Origin of the sequence: Nocardioides sp. YR527 (assembly GCF_900101045.1) — a bacterium.
In the GTDB taxonomy this organism is placed as follows: domain Bacteria; phylum Actinomycetota; class Actinomycetes; order Propionibacteriales; family Nocardioidaceae; genus Nocardioides.
The window spans coordinates 21,091-36,038 of the sequence record NZ_FNFN01000011.1 but is presented as its reverse complement, the minus strand read 5'-3'; the positions used below and the strand labels follow the sequence as shown (position 1 = coordinate 36,038).

17 protein-coding genes are annotated in these 14,948 nt (G+C 69.1%); 3 read left to right on the top strand and 14 right to left on the bottom strand.

Annotated features, from left to right (window positions below):
- Positions 1-85 precede the first annotated feature (85 nt).
- The 5 genes from rpsG to BLT25_RS26355 all read right to left on the bottom strand — a co-directional run bounded on the left by rpsG (position 86) and on the right by BLT25_RS26355 (position 3,129).
- A complete protein-coding gene (gene rpsG / locus BLT25_RS26375; RefSeq protein WP_091052357.1) occupies positions 86-556 on the bottom strand; it encodes a 30S ribosomal protein S7 in 471 nt (156 codons plus the stop codon).
- A 1-nt stretch (position 557) separates the two neighbouring features.
- Positions 558-929 carry a 30S ribosomal protein S12 gene (gene rpsL, locus BLT25_RS26370; protein ID WP_091052356.1) on the bottom strand — a complete coding sequence of 124 codons (372 nt, stop codon included), beginning with the start codon at positions 927-929 and terminating at the stop codon, positions 558-560.
- 264 nt (positions 930-1,193) lie between these two features.
- Positions 1,194-2,444, bottom strand: coding sequence for an MFS transporter (locus BLT25_RS26365; RefSeq protein WP_091052354.1), 1,251 nt, complete (start codon positions 2,442-2,444; stop codon positions 1,194-1,196).
- Positions 2,441-2,902 carry a MarR family winged helix-turn-helix transcriptional regulator gene (locus BLT25_RS26360; protein ID WP_256328807.1) on the bottom strand — a complete coding sequence of 154 codons (462 nt, stop codon included), beginning with the start codon at positions 2,900-2,902 and terminating at the stop codon, positions 2,441-2,443. The genes BLT25_RS26365 and BLT25_RS26360 overlap by 4 nt, the downstream gene beginning before the upstream one ends.
- A gap of 77 nt (positions 2,903-2,979) precedes the next feature.
- Positions 2,980-3,129, bottom strand: a complete 150-nt coding sequence (locus tag BLT25_RS26355) for a DUF1059 domain-containing protein (protein ID WP_091052351.1) — start codon at positions 3,127-3,129, stop codon at positions 2,980-2,982.
- 71 nt (positions 3,130-3,200) lie between these two features.
- Here BLT25_RS26355 and BLT25_RS26350 point away from each other — a divergent pair, with 71 nt between their 5' ends.
- Complete coding sequence (locus tag BLT25_RS26350) at positions 3,201-3,602, top strand: DUF2530 domain-containing protein (protein ID WP_091052349.1); 402 nt, start codon at positions 3,201-3,203, stop codon at positions 3,600-3,602.
- A gap of 24 nt (positions 3,603-3,626) precedes the next feature.
- Here the strand turns inward: BLT25_RS26350 and BLT25_RS26345 are convergent, their stop codons facing one another.
- From BLT25_RS26345 to BLT25_RS26325, 5 genes are all read right to left on the bottom strand, one after another.
- The gene (locus BLT25_RS26345; RefSeq protein ID WP_091052565.1) at positions 3,627-4,433 is read right to left on the bottom strand and encodes a DUF3027 domain-containing protein; all 807 of its coding nucleotides are present in this window, start codon (positions 4,431-4,433) and stop codon (positions 3,627-3,629) included.
- 163 nt (positions 4,434-4,596) lie between these two features.
- Positions 4,597-5,148 carry a GTP-binding protein gene (locus BLT25_RS26340; RefSeq protein ID WP_084101379.1) on the bottom strand — a complete coding sequence of 184 codons (552 nt, stop codon included), beginning with the start codon at positions 5,146-5,148 and terminating at the stop codon, positions 4,597-4,599.
- A 40-nt stretch (positions 5,149-5,188) separates the two neighbouring features.
- Positions 5,189-5,539: a DUF742 domain-containing protein gene (locus BLT25_RS26335; RefSeq protein ID WP_008360948.1), complete on the bottom strand. Its 351-nt coding sequence runs from the start codon at positions 5,537-5,539 to the stop codon at positions 5,189-5,191.
- Positions 5,540-5,565: 26 nt separating this feature from the next.
- Positions 5,566-5,961 carry a roadblock/LC7 domain-containing protein gene (locus tag BLT25_RS26330; protein ID WP_008360946.1) on the bottom strand — a complete coding sequence of 132 codons (396 nt, stop codon included), beginning with the start codon at positions 5,959-5,961 and terminating at the stop codon, positions 5,566-5,568.
- Positions 5,958-9,272, bottom strand: coding sequence for a sensor histidine kinase (locus tag BLT25_RS26325; protein ID WP_176884300.1), 3,315 nt, complete (start codon positions 9,270-9,272; stop codon positions 5,958-5,960). The genes BLT25_RS26330 and BLT25_RS26325 overlap by 4 nt, the downstream gene beginning before the upstream one ends.
- Positions 9,273-9,733: 461 nt before the next feature.
- Between BLT25_RS26325 and BLT25_RS26320 the strand changes: the two genes are divergently transcribed.
- On the top strand, positions 9,734-10,132 hold the full coding sequence (locus BLT25_RS26320) for a cold-shock protein (protein ID WP_091052345.1): 399 nt from the start codon (positions 9,734-9,736) through the stop codon (positions 10,130-10,132).
- Here the strand turns inward: BLT25_RS26320 and BLT25_RS26315 are convergent.
- From BLT25_RS26315 to BLT25_RS26305, 3 genes are read right to left on the bottom strand one after another with little or no spacing between them, the layout of a single operon-like run.
- Positions 10,129-10,836, bottom strand: coding sequence for a M50 family metallopeptidase (locus tag BLT25_RS26315; protein WP_091052343.1), 708 nt, complete (start codon positions 10,834-10,836; stop codon positions 10,129-10,131). The two genes, BLT25_RS26320 and BLT25_RS26315, sit on opposite strands and share 4 nt — an antisense overlap.
- Positions 10,833-11,678 (bottom strand): ATP-dependent sacrificial sulfur transferase LarE, encoded by an 846-nt coding sequence (locus tag BLT25_RS26310; RefSeq protein WP_256328806.1) that lies wholly within the window; start codon positions 11,676-11,678, stop codon positions 10,833-10,835. Before BLT25_RS26310 ends, BLT25_RS26315 begins: the two co-directional genes overlap by 4 nt.
- Positions 11,679-11,687: 9 nt before the next feature.
- On the bottom strand, positions 11,688-12,767 hold the full coding sequence (locus tag BLT25_RS26305) for a nitrate- and nitrite sensing domain-containing protein (RefSeq protein ID WP_091052342.1): 1,080 nt from the start codon (positions 12,765-12,767) through the stop codon (positions 11,688-11,690).
- A gap of 113 nt (positions 12,768-12,880) precedes the next feature.
- On the opposite strand from BLT25_RS26305, the gene lepB reads away from it, so the two are divergent.
- Entirely contained in the window at positions 12,881-13,645 is a 765-nt protein-coding gene (lepB, locus tag BLT25_RS26300) for a signal peptidase I (protein WP_091052340.1), read from the top strand.
- 99 nt (positions 13,646-13,744) lie between these two features.
- Here lepB and BLT25_RS30090 read toward each other — a convergent pair whose 3' ends face one another.
- Positions 13,745-14,911, bottom strand: a complete 1,167-nt coding sequence (locus BLT25_RS30090; RefSeq protein WP_091052339.1) for an RDD family protein — start codon at positions 14,909-14,911, stop codon at positions 13,745-13,747.
- Between the last annotated feature and the right edge of the window lie 37 nt (positions 14,912-14,948).

Sequence of the window (14,948 nt, the reverse complement as noted above, 5' to 3'; positions counted from 1 at the left end):
AGATTGTCTTCGGTCTGGATGGGCGGGGTGCCCACATTGTGCGGCAGGTGGTTCCTGAGCTTGTCGAAGGGCACCCCGCCGTACGTCACCAGCGGTAGTGCGCGAAGGCCTTGTTGGACTCGGCCATCTTGTGGGTGTCCTCACGCTTCTTCACAGCGGCACCGAGGCCGTTGCTCGCGTCGAGGATCTCGTTCATGAGGCGCTCGGCCATCGTCTTCTCACGACGGTCCTGGGCGTAACCGACGAGCCAGCGCAGCGCGAGCGTGGTGCCACGCGTGCCCTTGACCTCGATCGGAACCTGGTAGGTCGCGCCACCGACACGGCGGGACTTGACCTCGATGGCCGGCTTCACGTTGTCCATGGCGCGCTTGAGCGTGACCACGGGGTCGGTGCCGGTCTTCTCACGGCAACCCTCGAGCGCGGAGTAGACGATGCGCTGCGCGACCTGCTTCTTGCCGTCCTGGAGGACCTTGCTGACGAGCTGGGTTACGAGCTGCGAGCCGTAGACGGGGTCGACGACGAGCGCACGCTTGGGAGCGGGACCCTTACGAGGCATGTCACTTCTCCTTCTTCGCGCCGTAGCGCGAACGGGCCTGCTTGCGGTTCTTGACACCCTGGGTGTCGAGCGTGCCGCGGATGATCTTGTAACGCACACCGGGGAGGTCCTTCACACGACCGCCGCGGACGAGCACGATGGAGTGCTCCTGAAGGTTGTGACCCACACCCGGGATGTAAGCGGTGACCTCGACGCCGGAGGAGAGGCGCACACGGGCGACCTTCCGGAGGGCGGAGTTCGGCTTCTTCGGGGTGGTGGTGTAGACGCGCGTGCAGACGCCACGGCGCTGCGGCGATCCCTTGAGGGCAGGCGTCTTCGACTTCGTCGCCTTGTCCTCGCGGCCCTTACGGACCAGCTGGTTGATGGTGGGCACCTCGGTGGTTCCCCTTCTTTTCTGCTCTCACTACGCGGCGCTCTGCCGCGAAGGATCCAATGTTTGTGCGTCCAGGTGGTGCGATACCAACTGGTCCCGCCTCGCCCCCGAGGTCGGGCGTGTCGCCCTTACCTCAACAGCACGAAGACGGATCTTTCGAACCGAATTCCCACTTGAGGGCGCCGAACCCGGGTCCGAGACCCATTTCTCGAACTTGTTCCGAGCACGCGCGACGGCCTGGTTGTCCCAGACACGCTTCAGAGGCTACCCGGCGGCTTGAGAGGGGGTCAAAACGGCCCGGATACCACCTCTGAGTGCGGCGAGGAGCAGCACCCCCGCAAGCGTACCCAACAGCACCATGGCGCCACTGGCGTACAGGGTCGTGCGGGCACCGAAGTGCTCGCCGATGAAGCCGATGAGCGGGGCACCCAGCGGGGTGCCGCCCATCAGGACGGTCATGTAGATCGCCATCACCCGGCCGCGGAACTCCGGGGCCGCCTCGGTCTGCATGGTGGCGTTGCAGGCGTTGAGGGTCGTGATCGTGAAGAAGCCGAGCACCGGCGAGACCAGGGCGAAGAGGGCGTACGTCGGCATCATCCCGGACACGATGACGGTGAGGCCGAACCCGGTCGCCGCCAGCACGATCAGCTTGAGCGGGATCCGGGTGCGGCGGGCGCCGAGCAGGGCGCCGGAGAGCGAGCCGATGGCCAGGACGGTGCCGAGCAGTCCGTACTCGCTGGCACCCTTGCCGAACTCCTCGGTCGCCATCAGCGCCGAGGTGATCGGGAAGTTCGCCCCGAAGGTGCCGACGAAGAAGATGATCACCAGAACCATCAGCATCTTGGGCTGTGTACGGATGTAGCCGATGCCCTCACGCAGCATCCCGCTCCGCCGGGCGACGGGGTCGGGCGAGCTCAGCTCGGCGGTGTTCATCCGCTGCAGCTGGCCGATCACGGCGAGGTAGGAGACGGCGTTGACGAGGATCACCCAGCCGGTCGCCTCGGGGCCGCTCCCCAGCGAGCCGATGAGCAGCCCGGCCAGCGCCGGCCCGATCAGTCGGGCGAGGTTGAACGAGGCCGAGTTCAGGCCGACGGCGTTGGTGAGGTCGTCGGGGTGGACCATCTCCGAGACGAACGACTGCCTGCCCGGACCGTCGAAGGCGGCACCGGTGCCGAAGAGGAACGCGATCACGTAGACCATCCACACCTCGGCGTGGCCGCTCACCGCCAGCACACCGAGAAGCAACGACATCAGGGCCATCCAGCCCTGGGCGACCTGGAGCAGGCGGCGCTTCGGGAAGCGGTCGGCGATGACCCCGGCGTAGGGGCTGAGCAGAAGGATGGGCAGGAACTGCAGGCCGGTGGTGATACCGAGTGCCGCTCCCCCGCCGCCAAGACTCAGGACCAACCAGTCCTGGGCGATGCGCTGCATCCAGGTGCCGACATTGGAGACGACACTGCCGGCTAGGTAGAGGCGGTAGTTGTGGCTGCGCAGGGAACGGAACGTGGGACTCAACTGGTGGCTATTCTCTCCATGATCGAAGCGGCGGTGCGGAGGGCGGCGAGCTCGTCCGCATCGAGGTCGACGAGCTGCTGGGCGAGCCAGGCGTCCCGGCTCAGCCGGTCCTTGCGTACGGTCCGGCGGCCCTCGTCGGTGATCGAGACGAGCACCTGGCGGCGGTCCGTCTCGCCCTGGCGGCGGACGACGAAGCCGCCCTCCTCGAGGAAGTTGACCATCCTGGTCATGCTCGGCGGCTGCACGCGCTCGCGCGCAGCGAGGGCGCCGAGAGTCATCTCATCGTTGGCGTACAACGCCCCGAGCACCGCCATCGACCCCAGCGATAGGTCGTTGTCGGGGTGGCGCTCGTTGGCCAGGCGGCGGCGCATCCGCATGACAGAGGTGCGCAGCACCGACGCGACCTCGGGGATGTCGGAGGCCGCGTCGGGCGCGGAAGCGGGATGTGCGGTAGGCATGTCGGTAAGCATAACTGCTTACCGGCGCTAACTATTCCGGAAAGAGACGGCGCCCTGGTGAGGGCGCCGTCACAGAGTCAGGACATCGCGGCGAGCATCAGGATGTCGTCGCGGCTGTAGGTGCGGCCGGGGTGAGCCTCCGCGAGGTGCTCCTGCACCTTCTCGACCAGCTCGTCGTCGGTCTCCGTGCGGAAGTTGGTGCCACAGGGGCAGCGGAGCGAAGCCATCAGGGACCTCCAGAGTCGTCAGCGTTCCTCACCACCCTACCGGCTGGTGGCGCCCCATAGGATGAGGTCCCATGAGCGACCAGTACCGCGACGACGACTATTCCGGCACCTACCCGGAGCAGCAGTACGACGGGTACGACGGCGACTACTACGCCGAGACTCAGTCCGACGATGGGCATGGCTACCCCCAGAACTACGGCTACGACGAGCCGCCTGTCGAGGAGCCGGCCGAGGCCGTCCCGGAGCCGAAGATCGAGCTCGTCGACCAGGACGGCATCCGCGCCTTCGAGCTCGCCACCCTCGGCTGGCTGGTCGGGTTCGTGGCCCTGCTCCCCTTCTGGGGCCTGCTCAACGACCGCGGCTGGACCTGGTGGATCTGGACCTGCCTGGCCGCCTTCGGCATCGGAGCGATCGGCATCGAGCTGACCCGCCGCCGCAAGGCCCGCCGGCTACGTGCCGAGGGCCTCGCCTAACGGTGCTCGACCAGCAGTGCTCGACTAGAGGGCCTCGAAGTCGATGCTGATCGTGTCGAAGACCGGGTCCGGCAGCGGCTGCGGCTCGTGCTTCTTCGCCAGCCGCACCTCCGAGTGCGCACCGCACCCGTGGTTGAGGCTGACCACCTTGCCGTCGTCGTTGGCGTCGCCGTTGGCGCAGACACCGAAGCTCGTGGCCAGGTGACCGGTCAGCCGGACCAGGAAGCCGCAGCTGTGGCACTGGTCGGGAGCTGCCTGCGCGAGCGGCGCGTCGGGGCCGCCGTCACCGGCGTACCACCGCTCGGCGGCGGCGTCGAAGCCGGAGGTGGACAGGGTCCGGACACGGCCGAGTCCGAGGTCCTTGGCGACCTCACGCACCTGAGCCTTCTCGTCGGCGTCGAGCGGGTCGTCGCCGAAGGCGTACGTCGGGACCAGGCGCGCATCGTCGTCATCGACCGGGAGCAGATCACCCGGCGAGAGGTCGCCCGGCTTGATCCGTTCGCGGTAGGGCACCCAGGCCGGCGCGACGATGGCGGCGTCACCGGGGACGAGGACGACCTCGTTGACGGTCAGCTCGGTCTTGTCGCCGAGGACGGGGACATAGACGACCGTGACCGACCAGTGCCAGCCGACGTAGCCCTTGCGGCTGCAGGCGAACAGGTGGGTCACGACGCCCGGGCCAGCACCCTTCTCGACCACATGGCCGAGATGTTCTCCGACGTCACCGGCTGGCACGTCGGACAGGAGCGCGGCGCGGGCCTCGTCGACGGCAGCGACGGCCGTCGCATCGGCGTACGGGGTCGTGATCACGGACCACATCTTCACCCACATGCGCCTCAGGTGCCACTTCGGGGTCACCTTGCGCCACCACAACCTGAACTTCCGCACAACGCGTGATCCTCCCAGACGTACGCCTCTACTGCACAGTCACGGCACCCCTTGAAACGCCAACACCCGCCGGAGCGGGGCTGCGGCGGGTGTTGGTGACGCTTGGCTACTGAAGAGCGCGCGTGGAGACCATGGAGAGGACGTACTCGACGAGCGAGATCAGCGTCGCCTTGGTCGACTGACGGTCGCGAGCGTCACAGGTGACGATCGGGATGTCCGGGCGCAGAGCCAGGGCCTCGCGGATCTGCTCCGGCTTGTAGGCCTGATTGGCGCCGAAGACGTTGTGGGCCACGACGAACGGCACGTTGCGGGACTCGAAGTAGTCGATCGCGCCGAAGGAGTCGGCGAGTCGACGGGTGTCGATGAGTACCACAGCGCCGATGGCGCCCTGGGTCAGGTCGTCCCACATGAACCAGAACCGGTTCTGACCGGGCGTGCCGAACAGGTAGAGGATCAGGTCCGAGTCGAGGGAGACTCGACCGAAGTCCATCGCGACCGTGGTCGTCTTCTTGTTGGGCACGGCGGAGAGGTCGTCGACGCCGGCGGTCGCCTGCGTCATCACGGCCTCGGTCGTCAGGGGGACGATCTCCGAGACGGAGCCCACGAAGGTCGTCTTGCCAACGCCGAACCCGCCGGCGATGACGATCTTCGCAGACATCGTCGCCTGCTTGGAGTCGGTGGTCACTGCATTACTCCTGTCAAAGCTTCCTCAGGCCGGACAGCACGCGCTCGAGGAGAGCGGTGTCCGGGGCGTCCGGGACCTTGCTGGCGTGCACCTGCACCACGCCGCGCTCCGCAAGGTCACCGATCAGGACTCGGGCGACACCCAGGGGCACCCGGATGAGAGCCGCAACCTCAGCGACGGAACGGCTCTCGCGGCAGAGCTCCGCGATCGTCCGCTCCTCCGGCGACCGGACGTAGCCGTCGATCACGTAGCGGTCGGTGATCACCAGGGCTTCCATCGGGAAGACGCGCTTGGGTTGCGTGCGGCCACGGGTCAGGGCATACGGCCTGACCAGCGGCGGCGGTTCGGATGCGTGGTTGCTCACGATCTCGGTCCTAAGGTCGGGCGCGGTCAGGCGCCAGTTCTGGTATCGGGGGTGAGGGCGGTGGCAACACGCGAGATCAACAGCTGCATCTGGTAGCCAACCTGTCCCAGATCGCAGTCGGGGGCGGCGAGGGCAGCAAGGCTGGAACCCTCACCAACCGCCATGAGGACCAGATAGCCACCGTCCATCTCGATGACCATCTGCTGGACATTACCCGCCGCGAAGCACCGAGCTGCTCCCTGGGTAAGACTGGTGAGACCGGAGGCGATCGCCGAGAGCTGGTCGGCCCGGTCCGGGGGGAAGTCGACGGAGCTGGCCATCGGCATGCCATCAGCCGACACCAAGATCGCGTGAGCGATGTCAGGGGTGCGCTGGGTCAGGCTGTCGACAAGCCAGTCCAGTCCTGCGGGGGCCGTTGTCACTGCTGCTCCTCACCTTCGGGGTTGCTTTCCGCATCAGCGGGGTTGTTGCGGGCGCGGCTGACGCCCTTCTGGAAGCTGGACATGCCACGGGTGCGGCGCGCGTCCATGTTACGCGGACCTGATGACGGTGGTGTGACCGCAGGTGCCGCGCCTGGGATCAGGTTCTGACCCGGGACACGGACGGGGAGGCCACCCTGGGTGATCGTCGCCGGCTCCTGCTCCTGCAGGTGCTCCAGCTCCTGGGCACGGCGCCAGCCCTCGTCGCCCGGCGAGGACCAGCTCACCGGCGTGGTCGGCTCGTCGTCCTGAGCGACCGTGGGCTCGTCGACCGGGTCGCCCGCGGGGGCGGCCGCCGGACGGGCCTCGTCGAGGTTGGGTCCCGGGCCGGCCTTGGCGGCGGGGGCGATCGGGTCGCTGAGCGGGTCGCCCTTGGACTCCATCGCCCGGCGCGCACCGAGCGGGCGACGACGGGTGAACCACTCGGACTGCAGGTCGTCGAAGATCGAGCTGCCCTCGTCGTCGAGGATCGGCACCTCGGTGGTCGAGTCGAGCGGGTTCGGCGAGTTGGTCGGCTCCGGAGCCATCGGGCCCATCGGGCCCGGGGCGATCGCGTCACCGGCAGGACCGAACGGGTCGTCGTCGGGACCGAAGCCCGGCGGCGGCGTACGCGGCACGGTGCGCTCGTTGGGGCGCTCGAAGGTGCGGAACGCGCCGGTGTCGGTGCCGAACGGGCTGCCGCCCTGGATACCCGGGTCGCGACGCGGCAGCTCGCCGGTCTCGGTGCTCGGGTCGAAACGACCGTCGGGGAAGCGCGCGGCCAGGTCCTCGGCCTTGCGAACCGGCAGCATGTTGGAGAGGAAGTTCTGCTGCTGGCCGCTGGGGTTCTGCTGCGGGGCCGGCGGCTGGTTGGCGCCGAACGGGTCGCCGCCGAACGGGTCTCCCCCGTACTGCGGCTGGCCACCGCTGAACTGCTGCGGCTGCGCCGGGAAGCTGCCCGTGCGCGCGCCCGGACCCTCGAAGCCCGGATCGCCCGGCATCGGCGGGACACCACCGAACGAGGGCTGCTGGCCCGTCTGCGGCCCGCTCTGACCGAAGCCGTTGTGCTGGCCCGAGAGGCCGTTGGCAGGCTGCTGCGAGAAGGCCGAAGCACCGCCACCTGAGAGGTTGGGGTGGTTGGACGCACCGGGCGTACGGCTCGGCAGGGCCGGGGGCGCTGCCGCGGAGGCCGCGGGCGCCTCGGGCGCCGGAAGAGCACCGACCGGCACGTCGTAGGGGTTGCCACCGGCGTACGGCTGGGCGTCGTAGGCGGGCATCCCGTACTGCATCTCGTAAGGGAGCTCGCCGGTGGTCGGGTAGGCGCCGGTCTGCTGGCCGTAGCCACCCTGCTGGAAGGCGTAGGCGTCGAAGCCCTGCTGCTGGCCGGACGGGGCCTCCGCGTGAGCGCCGACGATCGTGGTGACCGGCATCTCGACACGCGCGACCACACCGCGGGGGCGGTTGGGAACGAGCTCGATGTAGAGACCGTGACGCGCCGCCAGGCGCGCGACCACGACCAGACCCATCATCCGGGCGACGTCGGCGTCGAGGCCGGTCGCACGGCGCAGCTTCATGTTGGCCGCGTCGAGCTCCTCCGGCGTCATGCCGATACCGAGGTCCTCGATCTCGACCAGCAGCGGCGCGGCGGGGCCGGCGCGGAAGGTGCGGATCGTGACCGCGGTGTCGGGCGGGGAGAAGTTGGTGGCGTTCTCGATCAGCTCCGCGAGCAGGTGCACGAGGTCACCCGCGATCGCGCCCTCGAACTCGGCGTTCTCGTCGGAGTCGATGTCGACCCGGGCGAACTGCTCGATCTCGGAGGCGGCGGCACGGAGCACGTCGAGGACCGGGACCGGACCACGAGCCGCGTGGCCGATCTCGCCGCCGGCGAGGACCAGGAGGGACTCGTCGTTGCGGCGCATTCGGGTGGCGAGGTGGTCCAGGCGGAACAGGTTCGCGAGGTCGTCGGGGTCCTGCTCGTTGGCCTCGAGCTGGTCGATGAGCTGGAGCTGACGCTCGACGAGGCTCTGCGAACGACGGGAGAGGTTCATGAACATCTTGTCGACGTTCGTTCGCAGCTCGGCCTGCTCGCCCGCCAGCCGGATCGCCTCGACGTGGACCGCGTCGAACGCGTCCGCGACGTCACCGATCTCGTCTCGACGCGCGATGTCCAGAGGCTCCACATGGGTGTCCACCGGGCCTTCGGCCTGGTTCATGTAGGCGACTCGCTCGGGCAGGTCGTGGTTCGCCAGGTTGTAGGCCAGACGACGCAGCTGGCTCAGCGGCGACAGGATCGAACGGGCCGCGACCAGGCCGACGGCGAGTGCGAAGATCAGAACACCGAGAACGAGGAGACCGATGACGATGGCCTCGCGGGTCGCGTCGCTCTTGATCTGCTCGACGTCGTCGCTGATCTCCTGAGCGGTCTGGACGATCATCTTCTGCAGACCACGGATGAACTCCGTGCTGGCCTGGGTGTACTGGTCCGGGGTCATCTTGACCCGGTCCATGCTGCCGCTGGAGATCACCTGGTTGACGACCCGGTGGGCGGGCGCCCCGACCGAACCCTGGTCGGTGGTGCCGTTGGTCAGCTCGTCGAGCTGCCCGCGGATCTCGTCTGACGTCTTCGCGTAGTAGTCCGCGGTGGACAGACGCCACTTCGCCTCGGCGCGGGCGAGCTCGGCGAACTCCTCGTCGCTGAGGACGTCCGGGTTGGTCGCTCCCTGCGACTCGGCGATGGCCTTCTTGCTCAGCGCCGTCATCATGATGATGCGCTCGACACCCATGGCCTCGGACGCCGGACGCACGTTGCTGATCGCGGAGATCTTGGAGAAGACCTCGTCGTTCTCGAGGGTCGGCATCTGCGCCGAGATGCCGAAGAGGTTGTTCATCACGGTCGTGTAGGCCAGCTGGGCCTCGACCTGGGTGTCCTTCTCCTGGATCTGCGAACGCAGGTCGTCGATGCCGTTCAGCGCCTGCTGGATCTCGACGATGCTGTTCTCGAGGTCCTTGTCATCGCCGGCGTCGATCTCCTTCGCCTTGGCGCTCCAGGCCTCGATCGACTCGTCGGTCTTCTGCTGGAGCGGCCGCATGACGACCTCAGGAACGCCCGCGAGCGCACCGTCACGCTCGAACAGGATGTTGATCGCGAGTTGGTAGGTGTCAGGCAGTGCCTGGGCGACAGTCTCGGCCTGGCGTGCTTCCGCCTGGGCTGAGAGGGCGCTCGAAATGCTCAACCCGCCGAACACCATCGCCGCGATGGTCGGGATGAGCAGCACGAAGATGAGGCGCGCTCGAATTCCCTGCCAGGGCTTACGTTCCGGACGGTGGGTTGTGCTTGCGTATGGCTCGGCCATTACTCCCTCTCGTGGCCATGTCACATCATTCCCGAGAGGTGTGCACCCTCTGTGGCGCACACCCCAGTCCCCCGCCGCGAAGTCTGCTGGCACCCGGGCGTACCTGTCTGCAGTCTTTGGCGACGTAAACTTACGTCATAACTGGTCTCGATTACCAATGGTGTACGAAATCATTTGCAAATCTATGGAGGGGTAGGCGGAGTATAGGCCCCACCTGCCCGAGGGACGAGACGGCGACCCGTCCGTGGATGCCGTCGATGCCGGAGCGGGGAATACCTCACGCGTCCCTGGGCGCTGAGGACTAGGCTCTCCCGCGTCGGCCGTCACAGTCGCCGGGCGACGTACGTTTGAAGCGCTGATGCGCGAGGAAGGGGCAAGCTGCCGTGCCTACTGGCAAGGTCAAGTGGTTCGACGCCACCAAGGGCTTCGGGTTTCTGTCGCAGGACGACGGTCCGGACGTGTACGTCCACGCCGACGCGCTCCCCGAGGGCGCTGCCAAGACCTTGAAGGCCGGCACCCGGGTGGAGTTCGGCATCGCCCAGGGGCGCCGCGGTGAGCAGGCGCTCTCGGTGACGATCCTCGAGCGCTCCCCCTCCGTCGCCGGGCGCCAGCGCGCCGCCAAGCGCCGCAAGCCCGAGGAGATGGAGCTGATCGTCGAGAACGTCATCAAGCTCCTCGACGACATCCGCGACGGCTATGCCCAGGGCCGCCCGCCCACCCGCGAGCTCGGCCAGAAGGTCTCCCCCGCGCTGCGCCAGATCGCCGACGAGTTCGAACTCTAGATCCAGCTCAGGTCGGGGATCAGGGTCTGCACGCCGACCACGAGGCCAGCGACGTTCACCGCCAGCAGGACGAGGATCCAGAGCACCGACGGGATGCCGGTCAGACCGGCGAGCTGGTCGGGATCGGAGCCGCGACGACCTCGCTCGCCGCGGCCGAGGAGCTCCAGGAGCGGCCTCGGTGAGGCGAGCAGGAGCAGCCAGGTGACGAGCGTGGCGACGATGGTCTGAAGGCGGCCGTCGGCGTACCAGCTGATCGCGCCCAGCGCTGCACCGAGCACCAGGACGACGACGAGACCGTAGCCGTTGCGTACCCACAGCAGCAGCACGAGCATCGCCGCCACCAGGAGCCACAGCAGCCCCAGGGCGTGACCCGCGGCGAGCATGGTCGCGCTGAACAGGCCGAGGAGCGCCGGGGCGAGGTAGCCGGCGGCGAGCATCGCCACCATCCCCGGACCGGACGGCTTGCCGCGCGAGAGGGTCACGCCCGAGGTGTCGGAGTGGAGCTTGATCCCGGCCAGGCGCCTTCCCACCAGGACCGCCACGACCGCGTGCCCGGCCTCGTGGACGACGGTGACGCCGAGGCGTACGGTGCGCCAGGTGCCACGCCACACGACCAGCACCAGGGCGACGAGCCCGGCGCCGATCAGCCAGGGTGCCTCGGGAACGGTCTGGGTCGCGGTGATCGTGTCCCAGAACTCCCTCACTTCGCCGCCTTCTGGTTCATCGATCCGGAGCGGAAGCCCCGTGGGTCGATCTCCGCGGCGGGGAATCCTGCGTCTGTCACGGTCCTGAGCACCTCGTCGGCATGGTGGGGGTCGAGAGGCAGGAGGGTAGCCGACAGCTCCACCGTGGCCTTCTCCCCGTGGTCGCGCACGCGCAGGTCCACTCTGGCAGCGTCGTGGCCGCGGGCGGCCAGGACGCTGCGTACGCCCTGCTCTGCTCGCTCCACGCGCGCGAGGCGCCTCGGCGTGACCTCGAGGCCGTAGGCGATCCGGCTGGAGAGGCAGGCGGCGGCCGGCTTGTCCCAGGTCGGCAGCCCCCAGCGGCGCGAGGCCTCGCGGATCTGCGCCTTGGTCAGCCCGGCGTCCCTGAGCGGCGTGATCGCGCCACGCTCGGCGGCCGCGCGGATGCCCGGCCTCAGCCCGTTGAGGCCTTCGATCGCATCGTCGGCGTTGGTGCCGGTGGCCACATGGGCCAGGCCCAGCTCACGGGCCAGCGGCACGAGGGTGTCGAGCAGCTCCGCCTTGCAGAAGAAGCACCGGTCGGTGCCGTTGGCCCGGTAGCCCTCCCGCTCCATCTCGTGGGTCCGCGGGGTGACGAGACGTACGCCGAGGCTTCTGGCGAACTCGGCGGCCGGGTCCCTCTCCGCGATCGGGAGACTGTGCGAGTAGCCGGTCGCGGCGGCGACGTCGTCGCTGCCCAGTGCTCTGGTCGCGGCCGCCAGGAGGAAGGCGCTGTCGGCGCCTCCGGAGAAGGCGACCAGCACGCTTCCCCGCGTCTTGAGATCCGCTTCGAGAGCGTTGAGCCGTTGGTCGAGGTCGGACACGCTCCGACCTTATCCGCGCGCTCCACGCGTGTTGGTGGATCGGCGCCGGGAGACCAGGACCGCCAGCAGGACCACGAGCACGATCACGACCACGACGAGGACGCTGACCACCGCGAGCGTGAGAACGACCGCGACGAGCGCGGTGCGCTTTGCCTCGTCGCGATCGGCCTGCGCCTGCTCGACGATCTCCTGGGCGGAGGCGGTGAGCACCTCCTGCAGGCCGCGTATGAAGTCGGTGCTGGACGCGACATACGTCGCCGGGGTCAGCGCAGTGTCGCCACCGGCGATGATCTCGTTGACGCCCTGATGGGCAGGGACGCCGGTGGCGCCCTCCGCGGCCGTGCCGTCGGTCAGCTCGTCGAGCGCCCTGCGCTGGTCCCCCGAGGACCCCTCGTAGAAAGCAGCGAGCGAGCGCCGCAGTCCGGCCTCGGCCTCGGTGAGCGCCGCGATCTCGGTGTCGCTGATCTGCTTCTTGCCAGGCAACGGTGACCTGGAGAGCACGGCTGTCATGATCGCGCGCTCCTGGCCCAGCGCCTCCCATGCCTGGGGCATGTGGCCGATCGCCTCGATGGACGAAGCGGCCTGGCCACCGCCCGTGCTCGGCAGTTCGTCCACGATGCTGACCAGGTCGTTGGTCAGGGCCGTATAGCTCTCGGTCCCTTTCGCGCGATCGTCCCGCATCTGCGTACGCAGCTCGTCGATGCCATCGAGCCCTTCGGAGATCCGGGTGAGCGTCGCGTCGAGCTCCTTGTCGCCGCTGTCGATCTCCTGGGCCCGAGCGCGCCAGGCCAGCACCGACTCGTCGGTCATCTGCTGCAGCGGCCGGAGCACGACGGGAGGTACGCCGGCCATCATCGCGTCGCGTTCGAAGGACAGGTTGACCGCGAGGTCGAAGGTCTCCGGGAGAGCCTCGGCGAGCGTCTCGGTCCGCTCACCGGGTCCCGACTGGCTGGTCGCCCGGGAGACCCCCAGGTAACCGAGGGCTCCCGCCAGGACGGCGACGATGACGGCCAGGGCCAGGACGGTCCAGATCGCCCACGTGCCCTTCTTGGCGCGTTCATGGGTCGGGGATTCGAGTGTGTCGGTCATGACGCCCTCTCGGGTCCGGCTGAGTGAGGAACCCTAGGACAGGAGCGACGGCGCGCGCCCGTGAATTCTGGATAGCGTCCGGGCCCGACCCGTCCTCTGGATAGGGTCTCACCATGGGGGCAGAGCGGGAGGCGTCGGCAGGGTCAGGCCGACGGGAGCGGGGAGTTCTGGGGTCGCTCGCCGAGATCCTGATCATCGCGGTGACGGCGATCCTGCTCGCCGTCCTCATCAAGACGTTCCTCGCCCAGGCGTTCTACATCCCCTCGGAGTCGATGGAGCCCGGTCTGGAGGTCAACGACCGCGTGCTGGTGGAGAAGCCGTCCTACTGGATGGGCGGGACGCCCGAGCGCGGCGACGTCGTCGTCTTCACCGATCCCGGCGGCTGGCTCTCCGCGAACCAGATCGCGCCTGCGCCGACCGGCCTCCGGGCCGTGCTCGCCAAGATCGGGCTCTACCCGACCGGCGACCACCTGGTGAAACGGGTCATCGGAGTCGCGGGCGACACCGTGGAGTGCTGCGAGTCGGGTCGCGTCGTCGTCAACGGCACGCCCGTGGACGCGTCCTCCTTCATCGCTCCCACCGACACCTGTGACGGGCCGATGGCGCAGGACAACGGGACGTACGTCCAGGGCGGCTGCCGGGGCTGGAAGGCCGTCGTCCCCGAGGGCCGCCTCTTCGTGATGGGTGACAACCGCGCCAACTCCGCCGACTCGTCCTTCCATCTGTGCAGCCCCGAACGTCAGAAGTCGGGCGACGAGGCCTGCTCGAACGCGTTCGTACCCGTCTCCGACGTCGTCGGCCGCGTCGCCGTCGTCTTCTGGCCCACCGACCGCTTCGGCCTCGAGCGCCGCCCGGAGACCTTCGACTCCGTCGACTGACCTCGCCGAGCCGTCACGCACGTCGGCCGTGGCGTCACATGCGTCGGCCGAGACGTCAACAGCGTGACGTCTCGGCCGGCGCGGGTGACCTCTCGGCGGTCAGGCTTCGCGGACCACATCCATCGTGCGGTCGCCGAACTTGACCTTGTCGCCGTCGACGAGAGCCGCGGGGCGGCGGGCGCCGAGGGCTCGTGCGGCACCCTGGCGGATCAGGGTGGTGCCGTTGGTCGAGCCGCGGTCCATGACCACGAGGGTGCCATCAGCTGCGATCTGGAATTGAGCGTGGGTCTTGGACAGGGACATGTCGCTCGAGGAGAGGGCCACCCGGTGGGCGACCTCCTCGCCGGGACGCGGCTCGGGGCCGCGACCGACGATGGCGAGACCCTCGACGACGAAGCTCTGGCCGGTGTCGAACGTGACCCGCCAGCGGGCCGTCGCCGCGGCCTGCGGGGCGGGCGCGGGAGGCGGCGGAGGAGCCGGCTGCGCCACCGGAGGAGGAGGCGGGGGCGCGGGAGTCGGCGCGACGGGCGTCGGCGGCATCGGAGCCGCAGGCGTCTGACGGGGGATCATCCCCGGGACGATGGTCTGCGCCGCCTGGGCCTCGGCCGCGGCCTGAGCGGCAGCAGACTGGGCCGCGGCCTGAGCCGCTGCGCTCTGGGTCGGGGCGGCCGGGGTCTGCGGCCGATCGGCCCGCTCCGGGGTTGCCTCGGCCTGCTTCAGGCGCATGGTGGTCAGGTTGACGATGCGGCGCGGCGCCGGTGCCTCTTCCTCGGCCTCGACGACCACCGGAGGACGTACGTCGACCACGACCGAGCCCGCACGACGGTCGTGCCACCCCTGGCGCCGGCCGCGGTCGTCCATCGCGGCGACCCAGGCGAAGGTGGCGGTCCCGATGCCGAGCGTCGGGATCGTGCAGAGGCCGAGCAGGGCCTGGCGTACGAACGCCTTGCCGACGCCGATCGGGCGGCCCGCGGCTCCGGAGTCATCGCTGACCACGCGGAGCCCGAGGGCCATCTTTCCGGGGGTCTTGCCCCCGGAGCCGGTGAGTACGGTGCCGACCAGCCAGACCGCCAGCACCACGCTGGCGATCAGAGCGACCCCGAGCAGGGGCTCGTCGTTGCGGAAGAAGATCAGCCACGCCAGGAAGCCGGCTGCGGCGAAGATCGCCCACGCGATCACCCGGTCGATGGCGAAGGCGTAGAACCGGCGGTCCGGCTCCGCGATGGCAGCCTCGACCGCTGGGGCCTGAAGCCCCGCCACGCTCATGCCGCCGCCCCCACGATGGAGGACGGCGGCATCAGCG